We start from the raw sequence: 15834 nt of genomic DNA, 5'->3' as shown, positions 1-15834 counted from the left end.
ACAATGAATAATAAAAACATCTTTTTAAATATTATAGGTTCACTATTATGTTTTATCATGTTTTGTGTTGGTATGTTGTATGCAGAACAAGTGCCTTTATTAATTTTAGTAGGAATTGTAGGTCTTAGTGGCTTTTCTTACTTTGTTTACCGAATTGTAACGGTAACGATTGCTAACCATAAGTAATATTCTTAATCAACTAACGAGGGCTGATAGATTAACTAAATATCAGGTTAATGGTAGAGTATTGTCTAACTTATATTCTATAAGAGTACCAGATTGTTGTATTCACAAATGAGAAAAAATAAACAAAAAGGATGATTATTTATGCTATGGATTGCTACACAAGATGATAAAAGTTTGATAAACGCAAAAGAGATTACAGTAGACGGAAAGAAAATAGAAGGTGTAATTGGAAGTGCTGCAATGGATCACTGGAGTAAAATTTTAGGTAAGTACGAATCAAATGAGAGAGCATTAGAAATTCTTAGTGAAATATTTACTAAAATTGAAGAAAGCAATGGTTTTTCTGTGACATACACTATGCCCAAAAAGTAAGTACCAACATGTACATTAATCGAGTGCGATGGTGGAGTAAACGCTGCTTTTCATCTTAAAATAATGGGCAGGTTAGCTGTACAAGTTATAAATTTAATGGTTTAAAATTATGGAGTATTCCTTTGAATGAGGAATACTTTTTATTTTGCTTAAAATAAATACATACAATAAAAATATTATACAAATTAATAAAAACATATTGTAAAACGATAAAATATATATTAAAATCAGAATCATAATAAATAAGTGAGGTGCTTTTCATGGAAAAGGTAACAACGTTGTTTTTAAAAATAGCGGTTATTCTTTTAGGAGTCCCGGTTCTTGCTCTGTGCATCTTTTTGGTGCCTGAGATGGCCAATCTTGCAACAAAATTGCTTCCAGCGTTTGCTTTTATAAAATATCTCGTTTTCATCGCTTTTGATACATCAGCTATACCTTTTTACTTTGCTTTGTATCAGGCTTTTAAACTTTTACGCTATATTGACAATAATAAAGCTTTCTCCAATTTATCTGTAAATGCTTTAAAGAAAATCAAATACTGTGCCATTATAATCAGTATTTTGCATGTGCTAGTTTGGCCGCTCTTCTATATCTTTGCGGAAGTAGACGATGCACCAGGAGTTATCTTTGTCGGATTGGTTGTTCCTTTTGCTTCAATGGTTATCGCAGTATTTGCGGCTGTACTTCAAAAACTTTTACTAGAAGCAATTAATATGAAATCAGAAAATGATTTAACGGTCTGAGGTGAATAACGATGGCAATAATAATCAATATTGATGTAATGTTAGCAAAAAGGAAAATGAGCGTAACTGAACTTTCGGAGAAGGTTGGAATAACAATGGCGAATCTTTCTATATTGAAAAATGGAAAGGCAAAAGCGATTCGGTTATCCACTTTAGAGGCAATTTGTAAGGCTTTAGCATGTCAGCCTGGAGATATTTTAGAATACAAAAGTGACGAAGACAGTTAAACAGGGGAGGTATAACTATGGACATTAACAATTTGGTAATTGAAAATATCGCTAATCCTCAGGAGCTGGAGAGAATGTATAGAAAAGATCCAAAAACTTTTAAAAAGTCATTCTCACAGGCATGGGAACAAAATCCTGATTCTCAGGTTCTTGGTGTTTGGTATGAAAGATTGCATTTCAAGGAGATGGTAAAAACCGAAAAATCTTCTTTGCTTCAAAAAGGATTCTTATTCATGGGTATTTTAGCCATTCTCGCCGGGATTAGCACTCGCATTATTTACCATTTTGTAGAACAGGAAGCAATTGCTCCAATTAATCTGGCTTTTGGTATAATTCCCTTTATCGCTGCTTATTTTGTTTACAATAATACTCCGAAAAAAAGTATTATTTATTCCCTTGTAGCGTTGTTCCTAATTTCCGGGATTTATCTTAATATGCTGCCATTAAATTATAAAGACAGTATTATTCTTGCTTATTTGCACCTTCCCATATTCTTATGGGTATTGGTGGGACTTGCATATACCGGCAATGAATATGCAAAAGGCAGTGCAAGGTTATCCTATATTAAATTTAATTTGGAATATTTTATTCTCTACGCTAGCATGGCAGTTAGCGGAATGGTACTTGCAGCATTGACCATGCAATTATTTAGTTTTGTTGGCTTGGATATTGAAGATTTTTATTTTAGCAACGTCGTTTTATTTGGTGCTGCCGCTCTCGCAATTGTGGCTGCATACCTGGTATCCATGAATCTTAAACTTGCTAAGAATATTACACCATATATAGCTAAAATTTTTAGTCCTCTTGTTCTCGTAACATTATTGGTCTATCTTATAACGGTTATATGGGTCGGAAAGAATCCATTCTTGGACCGCGATTTTCTGATAGTCTTCAACGGGATACTCCTTGGTGTATTGGCCGTTACGATATTTTCCATTATCGAGAAGGACTCAGACAAGAAAAAGAGCATTTCAGATTATATAAATGTTGCCTTAATTGTTCTTGCGCTTATCATTGACAGTGTAGCTTTGTCAGCCATCGTGTTCAGACTATCTTCTTATGGGATTACGCCTAATCGAATTGCTGTTTTAGGAGTAAACATACTTATCTGGGCAAATCTAATTTGGATTATGATCTCCTATATCCGTTTTCTTCAAAACAAATCTGGACCTTCAACTATCCAAAACGCTGTTACTAAGTATTTGCCGGTTTACGGGCTTTGGGCAGCTTTCGTTATCTTTACTTTTCCTATAATTTTTTAATTAGAAAGACCGATATGATGCAGCTTTTTATACAAAGTTGCATCCTATCGGTTTATTTTTATGAGTGATTGATTAATGTCCTTCACCTTTCACATAGACATATTTATTAGGATAGGGACAGTGACTATACAAGGTTGAAACAAAGAGAAGTTTAAATAAGAAAAAGTCAAATAATCGAGTTAATGGAAGAGGAAAATCATGTATAATGATAGAAGTAAGTTTAATAATTATTTCATAGAAATGTATAATTACAATTTTGACGTAGTGAAAGTGGGGATCATCATGGCAACAGGAACACATACAGTAGAAATTCCAGTAGATGTACAAGCAGTTTGGGATTATGTCAGTGATCTTGAGAAATGGGCAACGACAGTACCTGCCTATAAAGAACATGAAATTATTAATGACAAGCAATCTATTTGGACATTTGAAGGTAACGTGAAAGGTATTAAGAAAACCATAAAGGCACAGGTTGACATCACTGAATGGAATGAACCTTCCAATATTATGTTTGAACTAAAAGGATTAACTGACAATTTTAAAGGAAGCGGTCACTTTACTGCCACAGATCTTAACGGAAAAACTGAAATGACTTGTACAGTGGAAGTTCATGCAGGCGGATTATCTGGCGCAATGTTAACGCCAATTATTAAGTGGGCTGTTCCAAAAGTAGCTTCTCGTTTAACTGAATCGATTGCACGTAAAATTGCAGTATTCTCCTAAGTTAAGGAGGGGGGTGTTTTATTTTGGAGACACCGCTGAAGTAACCAAGGTAATAATAAAGAGATTTTCTAAGAGGTTTATAATTAACGGAAAAAGAGGCTGTTTAAAATGAACGGTCTCTTTTTTGTATTTTCGTTCACATACTTAAAAATTAACTGAAGTGTAGTAGAGGGCATATGTGATGGGGGAGTAATATGAAAACGAAAACAATAATTTGTATCTTAATTCCGCTTTTATTGGTAGGTCTTGTTATAGTTAATCGTGATTTTGTTTCCCAATCCATTGAGTGGAAATTGAACTGGGGATTTGATGTTCCTAGACCAAGTAAGATGGAGACAGTATTCACTTCTAGAAATGGTTTTCCAAATGAAGGAGAAACTTTTTTGATTCTTAGTTATAGGTCTCTTGAAAACAAATTAAAGGATAAAGATGGTTGGACTGCCATTAATGAAAAATCCCATGATAGAGTTTTAACTCTCCTTCAAAGCTTTCAAAAAAATGTGACTGATATAAACAATACGCAGAATTGTGAAAGTTTATTTCAAGAGTATCCAGTCAGTTATAATGAAAATGATAAATACTTTTATCATTTAGAGGAAGATAATAGCTACATACTTGCAATTTCAAATAAGAGGGAACAAAAATTGTATGTGATGGAGTGGATTCAATAGTAGCAAGGTTGTTTCTAGATGCTAAGTTGTACAAGAATCCTTTCTTTCTTAGTAAGAGCCCATTAAACAAGCTGCCCAAACTCTTTTTGGACAGCTTAACTTCTATTTAATTAGATGGCATTCCCATAATCGCTTTTGGCTCCAGAAATTCTTCGATTCCATAATTTCCCCATTCACGGCCAATACCGGATTGTTTAAAGCCGCCAAAGGGAGCGGATATATCAGATTTACTATTATTGATTCTTATTTGTCCTGCTCGAATACTGGAAGCAACTTTCTTCAGTTCTTCTTTATCATTACCGACTATATAACCAGCAAGACCGTACACGGTATCGTTGGCAATTTCAATTGCTTCATCAATGTCTTTATATGTGATAACCGACATGACAGGTCCGAAGATTTCCTCCTGAGCAATGGTCATATTGTTTTGCACATTCGTGAAAACGGTTATTTTGGAAAAGAATCCTTTAACGATTCCGTCTGGTCTGCCAGGACCGCCGATAGCAAGGGTGGCTCCTTCGTCTTCTCCTTTTTTGATGTAGGATTGAACGGTTTTCCACTGCTCTTCGGATACTTGAGGACCCATAAATGTATTTTTGTCCTGCGGATCCCCAACAGGGAACTCGCCAACTAATTCTTTCATTGCTTTCACAAAATCATCATGCATCTCTTCAGGCACAATTACTCGTGTTGCAGCTGCGCAAACTTGACCGGTATTCGTTGCGATTTGAGTTAAAGCAGTTTTAGCGGCTTCTTTTACATCTGCATCCTTTAAAATTACTAAAGGAGATTTTCCTCCAAGTTCTAGTGAGACATTTTTAATATCTTCTGCAGCATTTTTCATTAAACTGCTTCCAACTGCTCCCGAACCAGTAAAGGAGACAAAATCGATATCTGGATGAGAGCTAATCGCCTCTCCTACAATCGAGCCTGAACCATTCACAAGATTGAAGACACCCTTAGGTACACCTGCTTTGTCAAAAATCTCCGCTAGTATAATAGCTGCAAACGGTGTTTGAGAAGCAGGCTTCACCACTAAGGTGCTGCCAGCTGCCAATGCACTTGCTAGCTTAGTAGATATCTGATTGGTAGGGAAATTCCATGGAGTGATCAGTCCCGAGACACCAATTGGTTCCTTTATAATATAAGAATTATCCCTTTCCTCTGTGAACTGGAATGTTTTCAATTCCTCTGCAGCCTGTTTAAAGTGTGCAAGGCCCATTTGATAATGGATTTGCTCTGACTTTGTTATTGGGGCTCCAAGCTCTTCAGTCATTATCTTTACCAAATCATCTTTGCGTTTTTCATATTCTTTCGCAATATCCTCCAGAAGTTTTATCCTGTCATCCACTGACATTTTAGAAAAGGAAGGAAACGCCTCTTTTGCTGCCTGAACAGCTCGATTCACATCTTCTTCCGTTCCACTGCTAATCTTTCCCATCACTTCTTCTGTTGCTGGATTTATCACTTCTATTGTGTCCGAACCAGTAGAATCGACCCACTCACCATTAATATAGTGTTTTGTATGATTAAGCATATTCAAACTCCTTTTCATTTGACTTATATGAAAATATTCCCTTTTAGAATATGGCTAAACATATGGCTAACAAGAATTTTAAGGATTATGAGATTTAGATTGATGGACACAATCTGAATTAGTTATTAAAATTGAACTAACGAGAGGATTTCTATATATAGAGTCGAAATACCAAGGAGGAAACAAATATGTCAAACGGAAACAAAGAATTAACACTAGAACAACGTGAAGAACTGATAAGTACTTTAAAAGCACGTTTTGAGAAACATATGAACCGCCATCAAGACCTAGAATGGGATAATGTACAAACTAAGCTCGAAGCTAATCCTGAAAAATTGTGGTCTCTTAATGAAATGGAAGCTACAGAAGGTGAACCGGATGTTGTTGGCTATGATGAAAAGACGGGCGAATACATTTTTAATGATTGCTCCGCAGAAAGTCCAAAAGGTCGCAGAAGTGTTTGTTACGACCGAGAGGCACTGGAGTCAAGGAAAAAACACAAACCAGAAAATAGCGCGATTGACATGGCAACTGAGATGGGAATTGAACTTTTAACAGAAGATCAATACCGAGAACTGCAGAAACTGCAAAGCTTCGATAAGAAAACGTCGAGCTGGGTACAAACACCTGCTAACATAAGAAAACTTGGCGGGGCAATCTTTTGTGATTGGCGCTACGACACTGTCTTTGTTTATCATAATGGAGCAGATTCTTATTATGCTGCAAGGGGTTTCCGCGGTTCGTTAAGGGTGTAAGTATTGTATAGATAATCAGATTTTAATCAAAATTCATAAAGCGATAAGAAAGAAGTGTACTTAATGCCAAAACGTTGTGCTATCAACGTTTTGGCATTTTGCATTTCCAGAAATAAAACTAAGTTCGATACATAAGATTAATTTGCTCTGCAATGTATGCTGAATCCAGGTGTAAGCCATCTTTTAACCACCACATAATAATGCCGATAATAGAGGCAGTTTTTATATCTGGGTCAACAATCCTTTTTCTTCCTACGTTATTAGATTGACTTCTTCGGGTTTCTATTAAATCCTTCATCAACCAAATTAAATGTTTTTCAACTTGTTCAAACTGCACTAAAGCAAGTATGTGATTTCTTTGTTCCAGGAGATAATCCAATAGCTGTATCAAGTGCTCTTTTCTATTCCTATCAAAAATGAAAGTTAACTTTTCTATTTTGTCCGTTAGCCCTTGTAAAATATCATTGGTTAAATGTTCCTTTAGCTCATTAATATTTTGATAATGAAGATAAAAGGTAGTGCGGTTTAAATTTGCTCTCTTCGTTAATTTTTGAATAGAAATTTGATGTAGAGAGTTACCTTCTTGTAATAGTGTTAGTAGGGATTCTTTCAGCATCTCCTGTGTGTGGATGGTACGAGGATCCTCTTTAAAAGTCATTTAAATCTTTCCTTTTAATATTAAATTGATTACTAATCGACAGAAATGTCCTAATTGTATATGGCGGTTTTTATTCTTCTGCTATGATTTTTTGTAGACACATTGTCGATAATCTATATTATAGGGGAAGGATTTTTATATGCAAAATGAAATATCGAGTAGTACTAAAAAATTGCTGCTCATTATTATGATAACGGGAACCTTTTTTTCTACGTTAAATCAAACGTTGCTGAACGTGGCATTCAGTGATTTAATGGTTGTTTTTGATGTTAATACTGCAAGGATTCAATGGTTGGCAACAGGCTTTATGCTTGTAAATGGTGTGTTGGTACCTATTATGGCTTATTTAATGAAACGGTTTTCCACACGTCAGTTATTTATCAGCTCCTTGTTATTTTTACTAATCGGCTCTATTATTGCAGCTTGTGCTAATAATTTCGGCGTACTATTAACAGGTAGAATGGTTCAAGCAGTAGGTGCTGGAATTATTATCCCGTTAATGATGACTGTAATTGTTTATCTATACCCAGCGGAAAAACGCGGAGCGATTATGGGGAATATTGGATTTGCGATTATTTTTGCACCAGCCATTGCACCAACATTGGCAGGATTTATTTTAGAGTATTTATCTTGGCGATGGCTATTTATTATGATGATTCCATTCGTAGCAGTGATTATTATTCTAGCAAGAAAATATTTGGTCAATGTAGCGGAAACGTCCAAAGTAAAACTCGATATAGTTAGTGTGATCTATTCAACTATTGGCTTTGGATTTCTTCTTTTTGGTTTTAGTAGTGCAGGTAGTAGGGGCTGGGATGATTTAATCGTCCTCTTATCCATTGTTGTAGGTTTTCTTGTAACGATATTGTTCTGTCATCGACAAATAAAGGCTACTGACCCTTTACTCAATTTAAATGTTTTCAAATTTAACGTATTTACAATGACAACGGTAGTAAATATTGCCATTACCATTTTAATGTATGCGGACCTAATATTACTGCCCATTTATTTGCATGATGGAAAGGGGTTTACAGCGCTTGAGGCAGGGTTGTTATTATTACCCGGTGCCATTATAAATGCGATGCTATCTCCAGTAACTGGTAAGCTATTCGATAAGTTTGGGGCAAAACCTTTATTCATTCTAGGCACAGGCTTGATCGCAATATCAATGCTTGCAGTGATTGATTTATCACCAGAAACAACTACAGTATATATTTTAGTTCGTACGATTTTATTGCGTATAGGTCTGGCATTTATCACAATGCCGTTAAACACAGCTGCTTTAAATGCATTACCAAGAGAATTAGCCTCACATGGTTCGTCGATTAACAACACTATTCGCCAGCTGGCTGGAGCAATCGGGACAGCAGTTATTATGACGATTTATACCATTCAATTATCGTATGTTTCTTTAGAATCTACGACAGGTTATATTAGTGCTGCAAGTAACACATATTTCTATATGTTTGTTATCTCTCTAATAGCGTTCATTGTTACTTGGTTCACACCGAAAAAGAGCAGTTAGATAAAGTACGAAATTAGAGAATCTTTTATGGTGATAAATAAAACATTTAAATGCTAGAACGAGTAGCCGAAAATGCCATTTCGGCTACCCATAGTCTTACTATTAAAATGAATCGTCATCCACCTGATCGATCCAATTCTTGACCTTTTCAAGAAGTCTCTCCATGCTTCCATCTTCAAAAGGAGATTCAAGATTTGCGATCTTCAAAAGTTCAGGATATGAGAGTCGTCCCCCTTGGTTACACATTTTCAAGAAGCTTTCCCAAGCATATTTAGGGTCATCTTTCTGTTTGATCCATAGCTGGACAGCAGCAAAATGTGCTAAATCATAGTCTATATAATAAAAAGGCGAAGTGAAAAGATGTCCTATTTCATAAAATCCAGTGCCTTTGTCTAAAAATTCATTGCCATCATAGTCTCGTTCAGGCAAGTACTCGTGCTCCAACTCTCTCCACTTTTGCTTCCGGGCTTGCATGGTGGCTGTCGGGAATTCATAAAGGAAATGCTCGAATTCATCAACAACTGATACAACTGGCATATAAATAAATGCCTCGGTCAAGTTGGAAAAATGATATTTCTGCGTATCTTCACCAAAAAACAGTTCCATCCAAGGCCAGACAAACCGTTCCATTGTGAAAGAAAATATCTCACATGAATCATACGGTATAATGTACTCAAGGATTTTGGAGTGGCGGCTCATATAAAACTGAAAGGCATGCCCCGCTTCATGGGCAAAAACCCTGACATCATTAGATGTGCCGTTGAAATTCGCAAAGATAAATGGGGCAACTTCCGGACCACTATACGACGCGAAAGCTCCACCCATTTTATTTGTACGTGATTCCACGTCAATGTTCTCTTTTTCTATCAGTTCATCAAAAAATCTACCAGTTTCAGATGACAGTTCATGAAATATAAACCGATAAATCTCTAAGAACTCCTCATGTTTCCCGATAGGCGAGGGGGAACCGTTCTTGAAGAAATAGCTCTCATCATAATATTTCAGATTGGAAATGTTAATACGTTTCAACTGTTTCTTCCTAAGAGCAGAAATGAACTGCACCCCATGTTCTTTTACTTGCTTGTGATAATTTACAATGTCTTCGGGTGTATGTCCTGTTCTGTGCATTCGGTCATATCCTAGTTTCACAAAGGACGAATAACCTAACTTTTTTGCGATTCGATTGCGTGTCTTAACCAGTTCATCAAGGATTCGGTCAAAATCGGAGGCATGTCGTTTGAAATAAATCGATTTTGCTTCAAAGGCTTCTTTTCGTATCTTCCGGTCAGGTGATTCTAGATATGAAGCCAAGGTGCTTAATCTTAGCTTTTTTTCGTCGAAAGGAATAATCGCTTTTCCCAAAAGCTCCTGGTACTCGGATACAAGGCGATTTTCCATTCTGATATCTTCTTGTACTTCATCAGAATAAGTTTTCAGCTTAATCTTAGCTATTTTAAATAGTTGATTGCCCCACTTTCTCTCAAGTTGTTTCCTAAATTTTGCTTTCAGAATCTCTCTGTAGTATTTCGCTGTCATCTTTAGCCAGCGTGGCTCAGAGTCTTGGAAAAAGGCATGTTGGTTATTGTATTCAGTATTTGACATATCCCTAAAGAAATTAATCCTTGCTTCGTTTTCTGAAGCCTGATAAGCATTGCGGTGATAGTTCAGTATTTCAAACTGGATATTTTGCTCTTCAAAAGATTTTGCATTTTTAAAGGCATTCAACATTATTTCAAAGTCTTTTTCATAATGGTCAATATTTATAATGGAGTCCTTTTGCTTAATATTATTCATTTTTCTCCTCCTAAAATAGTGATTACTTTAAAGAGTAATATAATTTACTTTTAAAAGCAATATATATAAATTCAGAAAAAATTGATTATGAAGAGAAATTACAGAGAAGTTTTATAATTAATTTTCATACCTAAATGAATATATTGTCTTTATTAATGAAAAGACACGCTTAAAAGGCACTTGTAGCCTATTCTACTAATTCGGAATTTTAGTTAAGTGTGCACGTTTTTCAAGGGCTATTTTTATAAAAGCATCAATCTGATATTGGTGATTTATTGTGAAATATTACCTTTAAAATATCGATATAGTTCATATCAAAAAGAAAACATTACAGAAAGAGGTTAAGTAAAGTGTAGTTTATCAATGATTGGAGTGAAGATAAGGGTAAGAAAAGTTGGATATTAATTAGTTTAGTTTTGATGGTAGGCATCGTATGGTGGATAAGTAAACCAAATACTGAAACTACCATCGTTTATCATTTACTTGAAGGTTTCAAAGGATGTATTAATGTAAATTTCAATCAGCCTAATGAGAAAGAATTGGAAATTGTAAATGATACATTGTTGTTTGTAGTGTCTGAACACGGAGATATTCTAACTTCATCACCATATACATTTATTACAGATTTAGGGTGGCACAAAGAAAAAGCTTACTATGTAGACAAAGATGGAAAGCCAATAAATGAAATAAACATTACAGAATTTCCTATCGGTGGATACACTTCGAACGGTAATCTGTTATCCGAAAGAATGACGAGAACGTTTGATCCAAATCAAGAACAATGTTATTAACGAAGTTTTCTTATTCAACTGAGGGGGTCTTTAATTCATAGGGAGTTAATGCCTTTCAGCCTTTTGCAGAATTACGTTTATATTGTTTGGTTCTACCAATTTTTCTGAAGAAGATTGGGCTGCAATTATAAGTTTTGTTTAACTGAGTAGCAGGTATATGTGGATTAATAAATTTAAAGAATTGGAGTTATTATAAACTGGAAAGTTTTCCTTAATAGTGGAACCTCCATTCCTCTCGAACGTTTTAAAGTTAAGGAGCAGGTAATATAGAAACTAAAAAAGGAGTATTTAAATTGAGGAATAATCGAAAAATAATAATAGTAATGTTTACTTTAGTTGCAGCAATATTAGCAGGTTGTGGTAACGCTTCTGATGATTTAAGTGACGAATCGACCGAGAGCACAACTCAGGGTAGAGAAGATGAGACAACAAATAAGGATTTAACGGATAAAACAGAAAGCTCTGCTGAGGGAGCAGACAACACTGAACTAAATGATCAAGAAGATACATCTTCAAAGTCAGCTAATGGACAGCCTTTTAAATCCAGTAATAGTGATGACGAAATGAAAATAAGTAATAAAGATGAGTATCTTAAGAGGCTTAATGAGATGGAAGAAGCGGATAGACATTCAGAAGCCGGAACAACAACGATAGAGTTGGAAGAACAAGAGGCGGAGAGATATAAAAAATGGGATGTGGAATTGAACAAAATTTACGGAGTGTTGAAAGAACAGCTCAGTGCCGAACAGATGGACCAATTAAGAGAAGAACAACGGGACTGGGTAAAACATAGAGATGAAGCAGCTAAAGAAGCATCATTAAAGTATGAGGGTGGTTCCATGGAAGGATTGGAATATGTGGCCACGCAAGCGGGTCTTACAAGAGGAAGATGTTATCTGTTAGTTGCTAAATATATGAAGTAATAATCCAGCGTAAAAACAAAACTGCTTCGTCAGTGCCTCCATTGTCTAGAGCTTTTGTATGAACACAGGCTATTGGTTCAATTGGTTAATATGGAGTAGCGATTCCTTGGCGAAATTTTAAGGCTAAATACAATAATAAAAAGAAGGCTTTCATATTTTTTTACAATGACAACAATAGATGCTTTTTATCATACTATATTATTGAGGTGAATAAATGCCAAGAGTAAAATACAAAAGTTCAGACGTGGATTTAATAGCAAGGATGATGAGAGCGGAAGCCGAAGGCGAAGGGCAACAAGGCATGTTATATGTTGGGAATGTAATTGTTAATCGCGTTTTAGCCGAGTGTATAGACTTTAGAGATTTAAGATCCATTGAAGATGTTATTTATCAAGTGCAGGGTGGAAATTATTCTTTTGAAGCTGTACAGAAAGGTAATTTGTTTTATGAAAGAGCAAGAGGCGTCGAGAAAAAATTAGCCAAACAGGTTTTAGATTACTGGAGAGATCATCCGGCAAAATACGCGCTTTGGTATTTTAATCCCTATGGTCCTTGCCCTCCAACCTGGTACGATCAGCCTTTAACTGGTCAATTTAAGCAGCATTGTTTTTATGAACCAGCACCGGGAACATGTGATAGTGTTTATAGGGGGTAGGGAGCTTAACAAATGTGATGATTTCAGAATTTTTGCGGTGGAACTTTTATTATTACGAAGGAACTAAAAAGGGAACTCCCCGGTTTAATGGGTGTTCCCTTTTTGTCATTCCACCATTTAAGACAGATAGTGAGGCTATATACTGAAACTATTCGAAAATTCAAACGTAAACTAATTAATGATTTTCGAGGAGATGGTGATAATGGCGGATATAATTATAGGATTTATTTTAATGATTCCCATTTATGGGGTGTTGATCTGGAGTTATTTTTGTCCGAAAGAAAGTATGCTATGGGGAAAACGGTGGATGTATAAAGAAGAGCCAGAAATTTCGTCAGGTGCTATTCAGTATGTAAAATTTGCTTCATTAGCCAGTATTATTATTATGACATTTATTTTTATTATTTTAATAGTTACCCAAACATAGCAGGTGGAGCCAAAAAAGTGAAAAACTAATAAATAGAAAGGTGGAAAATCCTCCTTACGAAAGAATCTGCCACCTGATATATTTGTATAAAATAGATTGATAAGATGAATAAAACATGATAAAGTTATATAGAAACACATTTTTTGTACGTTACTTTATATTTTCCCTACTATAAGTATACCGCAAGAATTTTTTCTCGTCAACCCCCATTTTTTATTTTAATAAAGGAGCGCTTGATATGAATACGAAACTTGTCCAAGAACAAGATCGATTAAACAACGTTATGGAGGTAATTACCGAGCAAATTGAGAAGCTGCAGGAAGAAACTGACATGCACCGTGAAGAGGTGGTTAGTTTTCGCAAGCATTTTTGGGATGACGTTAAGGTTAATGTGGATACGTTCGATGATTATTTGGAGACCGTTATTAGCTTAAGGCAGCAGGCACAGAATCTGTCTATCAGCCAAAGCACGCATAGGCAAGTGTCCAATAAACTGTCCGCACTTAAGCGCATGCAGCACATACCATATTTTGGACGGATCGATTTTGCAGAAGAAGGAACTTCCGAAACGGAAAGAATTTATATAGGCACTTCTACCCTTATGGATTCAAGCGGAGAGGACTTTCTGATCTATGACTGGCGGGCGCCAATCTCAAGTATCTATTACAATTATTCACCAGGACCTGCTGAATATACTACGCCAGAAGGAATCATCGGCGGTATGTTGGAGCAAAAATGGCAATATATTATCCGCGGTGGAGTTGTGGAATCTATGTTCGATACAAGTCTTACAATTGGTGACGAGATTTTACAGCAGGTGCTTGGTAAAAGTACGGATAAACATATGCATAGTATTGTCTCAACTATTCAACAGGAGCAAAACCGGATCATCCGACATGATCATGGGCGATTGCTTATCGTTCAAGGCTCGGCAGGAAGTGGCAAGACATCAGCTGCTCTTCAGCGGATTGCTTATTTACTTTATAAATATCGAGATAAATTGAAAGCAGATCAAATCATTTTATTTTCCCCTAATTCGATGTTTAACAGCTATGTCTCCAATGTATTGCCGGAACTTGGAGAAGAAAATATGCAGCAGGTCACATTCCAAGAATACTTAAATCACCGATTAAGCGATGAATTTAAAGTAGAAGGTCCTTATAAACAATTGGAATACGTGTTGACTGCAACTGATCAGCCTTTATACCAAGTTAGAACAGCAAGCATCCGTTTCAAAGCATCGGTTCGTTTTTTTGAGGCAATCAAAACATACCGAGAATCACTGGAGGCAGCTGGATTGCTATTCAAAGGAATTACATTTAGAGGAGAATCGATTGTTACTGCCAAGAAAATCAATGAACGTTTTTATAGAAAGGACACCTCCCTTCGTTTTCATAACAGAGTGGAAAAGTTAACGGAATGGCTAAATAGACAAGTCGAAGAAGCGATGAGACGCGAGCGAAATAAGGCTTGGGTGCAGGAAGAAATTGAGCTGCTCAGTGAAGATGACTACCAAAAGGCTTATAACTACTTACGGAAGAAACGTGGTTTTAGAGGAGAATCCGCTGACGATTACGAGATGGAACCGGAAGCCCTAGCTCAATTGATCGTTCGTCAGAAATTTAAGTCGATACGAAAAGGGATTCAGATGCTCCACTTCATAGACATCAAGGGGATATATAAACAGCTGTTCACCAACTTGACGTGGATGAAGGGGGAAATACCGGAAGAATGGGAGGGTATTTGCCAGCTGACTTTGAAAATGTTAGATGAAGGGAAGCTGTTCTACGAGGATGCTACTCCGTTTCTGCTTTTGAAAGAGTTGATACAAGGTTTTCAAACGAATACTTCCATTAAACATGTACTTATAGACGAAGCGCAAGATTATTCTCCGTTTCAATTTGAGTTTTTGAAACGATTGTTTCCTTCCGCAAAAATGACAGTGCTTGGCGACTTTAACCAAGGGATATTCGCCCATGCAAGCGAAACGGTAGATTTTGATACACTTACGAACTTATATGGACCGAATGAAACGAATACGATTAATCTGACACGTAGTTACAGATCCACACGACCAATCGTTGAATTAACACGACGACTTGTGCCTAACGGGAAACAGATTGTCGCTTTCGACCGAGATGGCGAAGTACCTGTATTGACTCAATTGACTAATAAGGAAGAGCTACATCGTCAGATCGTTTACAAGGTATCCAATTTGCAAAAGCAAGCGTATCAGACGATTGCAATTATATGTAAATCCGCTGAGGAAAGTGCCGCTGCATACAAGGCTTTAGGTAATATCGATGAAATAAAGCTTGTGAAAAGTAACTCCATGGAATATGAACAAGGGGTTGTGGTGATACCTGCCTATTTAGCCAAAGGTATTGAATTCGATGCCGTTATCATCTATGACGCTTCAGCTGAAGTGTACGGCAATGAGCGATTACGCAGATTGTTTTACACAGCCTGCACTCGAGCAATGCATTATTTGCAGCTCTATAGTGTAGGAGAACCAAGTCCGTTACTGCTCGATATTGATTCGGAGTATTTGGTTAGAAGCTAGAAGAGGGCTAGCTGATCTTTAG

At 36.3% G+C, this 15834-nt stretch carries 17 protein-coding genes; 14 read left to right on the top strand and 3 right to left on the bottom strand.

Going from position 1 to position 15834, the window contains the following annotated elements; translation table 11 throughout:
• Positions 1 to 3 precede the first annotated feature (3 nt).
• The 7 genes from FG382_RS02855 to FG382_RS02825 all read left to right on the top strand — a co-directional run bounded on the left by FG382_RS02855 (position 4) and on the right by FG382_RS02825 (position 4184).
• Positions 4 to 186, top strand: coding sequence for a hypothetical protein (locus tag FG382_RS02855; protein WP_142537345.1), 183 nt, complete (start codon positions 4 to 6; stop codon positions 184 to 186).
• A gap of 141 nt (positions 187 to 327) precedes the next feature.
• The gene (locus FG382_RS02850; RefSeq protein WP_142537344.1) at positions 328 to 558 is read left to right on the top strand and encodes a hypothetical protein; all 231 of its coding nucleotides are present in this window, start codon (positions 328 to 330) and stop codon (positions 556 to 558) included.
• 260 nt (positions 559 to 818) lie between these two features.
• Complete coding sequence (locus tag FG382_RS02845; RefSeq protein ID WP_142537343.1) at positions 819 to 1301, top strand: DUF2975 domain-containing protein; 483 nt, start codon at positions 819 to 821, stop codon at positions 1299 to 1301.
• Positions 1302 to 1312: 11 nt separating this feature from the next.
• Positions 1313 to 1528, top strand: a complete 216-nt coding sequence (locus tag FG382_RS02840; protein WP_142537342.1) for a helix-turn-helix domain-containing protein — start codon at positions 1313 to 1315, stop codon at positions 1526 to 1528.
• A 17-nt stretch (positions 1529 to 1545) separates the two neighbouring features.
• Positions 1546 to 2790 carry a DUF4153 domain-containing protein gene (locus FG382_RS02835; protein ID WP_142537341.1) on the top strand — a complete coding sequence of 415 codons (1245 nt, stop codon included), beginning with the start codon at positions 1546 to 1548 and terminating at the stop codon, positions 2788 to 2790.
• 198 nt (positions 2791 to 2988) lie between these two features.
• Positions 2989 to 3513 (top strand): SRPBCC family protein, encoded by a 525-nt coding sequence (locus tag FG382_RS02830; protein WP_229677311.1) that lies wholly within the window; start codon positions 2989 to 2991, stop codon positions 3511 to 3513.
• 194 nt (positions 3514 to 3707) lie between these two features.
• Entirely contained in the window at positions 3708 to 4184 is a 477-nt protein-coding gene (locus FG382_RS02825; protein WP_142537340.1) for a hypothetical protein, read from the top strand.
• 106 nt (positions 4185 to 4290) lie between these two features.
• Here FG382_RS02825 and FG382_RS02820 read toward each other — a convergent pair whose 3' ends face one another.
• A complete protein-coding gene (locus FG382_RS02820; protein WP_142537339.1) occupies positions 4291 to 5721 on the bottom strand; it encodes an aldehyde dehydrogenase family protein in 1431 nt (476 codons plus the stop codon).
• Positions 5722 to 5909: 188 nt separating this feature from the next.
• Here FG382_RS02820 and FG382_RS02815 point away from each other — a divergent pair, with 188 nt between their 5' ends.
• Positions 5910 to 6476 (top strand): DUF4256 domain-containing protein, encoded by a 567-nt coding sequence (locus FG382_RS02815; RefSeq protein ID WP_142537338.1) that lies wholly within the window; start codon positions 5910 to 5912, stop codon positions 6474 to 6476.
• Between the two features lie 118 nt (positions 6477 to 6594).
• Here the strand turns inward: FG382_RS02815 and FG382_RS02810 are convergent, their stop codons facing one another.
• Positions 6595 to 7134, bottom strand: coding sequence for a TetR/AcrR family transcriptional regulator (locus FG382_RS02810; RefSeq protein ID WP_170206434.1), 540 nt, complete (start codon positions 7132 to 7134; stop codon positions 6595 to 6597).
• A gap of 139 nt (positions 7135 to 7273) precedes the next feature.
• On the opposite strand from FG382_RS02810, the gene FG382_RS02805 reads away from it, so the two are divergent.
• A complete protein-coding gene (locus tag FG382_RS02805) occupies positions 7274 to 8659 on the top strand; it encodes a DHA2 family efflux MFS transporter permease subunit (protein ID WP_142537337.1) in 1386 nt (461 codons plus the stop codon).
• 102 nt (positions 8660 to 8761) lie between these two features.
• Here FG382_RS02805 and FG382_RS02800 read toward each other — a convergent pair whose 3' ends face one another.
• A complete protein-coding gene (locus FG382_RS02800) occupies positions 8762 to 10453 on the bottom strand; it encodes a M3 family oligoendopeptidase (protein WP_142537336.1) in 1692 nt (563 codons plus the stop codon).
• A 419-nt stretch (positions 10454 to 10872) separates the two neighbouring features.
• On the opposite strand from FG382_RS02800, the gene FG382_RS02795 reads away from it, so the two are divergent.
• From FG382_RS02795 to helD, 5 genes are all read left to right on the top strand, one after another.
• Positions 10873 to 11244, top strand: a complete 372-nt coding sequence (locus FG382_RS02795) for a DUF6843 domain-containing protein (protein WP_142537335.1) — start codon at positions 10873 to 10875, stop codon at positions 11242 to 11244.
• A 293-nt stretch (positions 11245 to 11537) separates the two neighbouring features.
• Positions 11538 to 12167 carry a lysozyme inhibitor LprI family protein gene (locus tag FG382_RS02790; protein ID WP_142537334.1) on the top strand — a complete coding sequence of 210 codons (630 nt, stop codon included), beginning with the start codon at positions 11538 to 11540 and terminating at the stop codon, positions 12165 to 12167.
• Between the two features lie 214 nt (positions 12168 to 12381).
• Positions 12382 to 12822, top strand: a complete 441-nt coding sequence (locus FG382_RS02785) for a cell wall hydrolase (protein ID WP_142537333.1) — start codon at positions 12382 to 12384, stop codon at positions 12820 to 12822.
• A 202-nt stretch (positions 12823 to 13024) separates the two neighbouring features.
• Complete coding sequence (locus tag FG382_RS02780) at positions 13025 to 13249, top strand: hypothetical protein (protein ID WP_229677312.1); 225 nt, start codon at positions 13025 to 13027, stop codon at positions 13247 to 13249.
• A gap of 238 nt (positions 13250 to 13487) precedes the next feature.
• On the top strand, positions 13488 to 15812 hold the full coding sequence (gene helD, locus FG382_RS02775) for an RNA polymerase recycling motor HelD (RefSeq protein ID WP_142537331.1): 2325 nt from the start codon (positions 13488 to 13490) through the stop codon (positions 15810 to 15812).
• Positions 15813 to 15834 lie beyond the last annotated feature (22 nt).

The organism is Psychrobacillus lasiicapitis, from assembly GCF_006861795.1.
Classification (GTDB): Bacteria; Bacillota; Bacilli; order Bacillales_A; family Planococcaceae; genus Psychrobacillus; species Psychrobacillus lasiicapitis.
The sequence above is the reverse complement of the archived record's forward strand: the minus strand, read 5'-3'. Positions and strand labels throughout refer to the sequence as shown.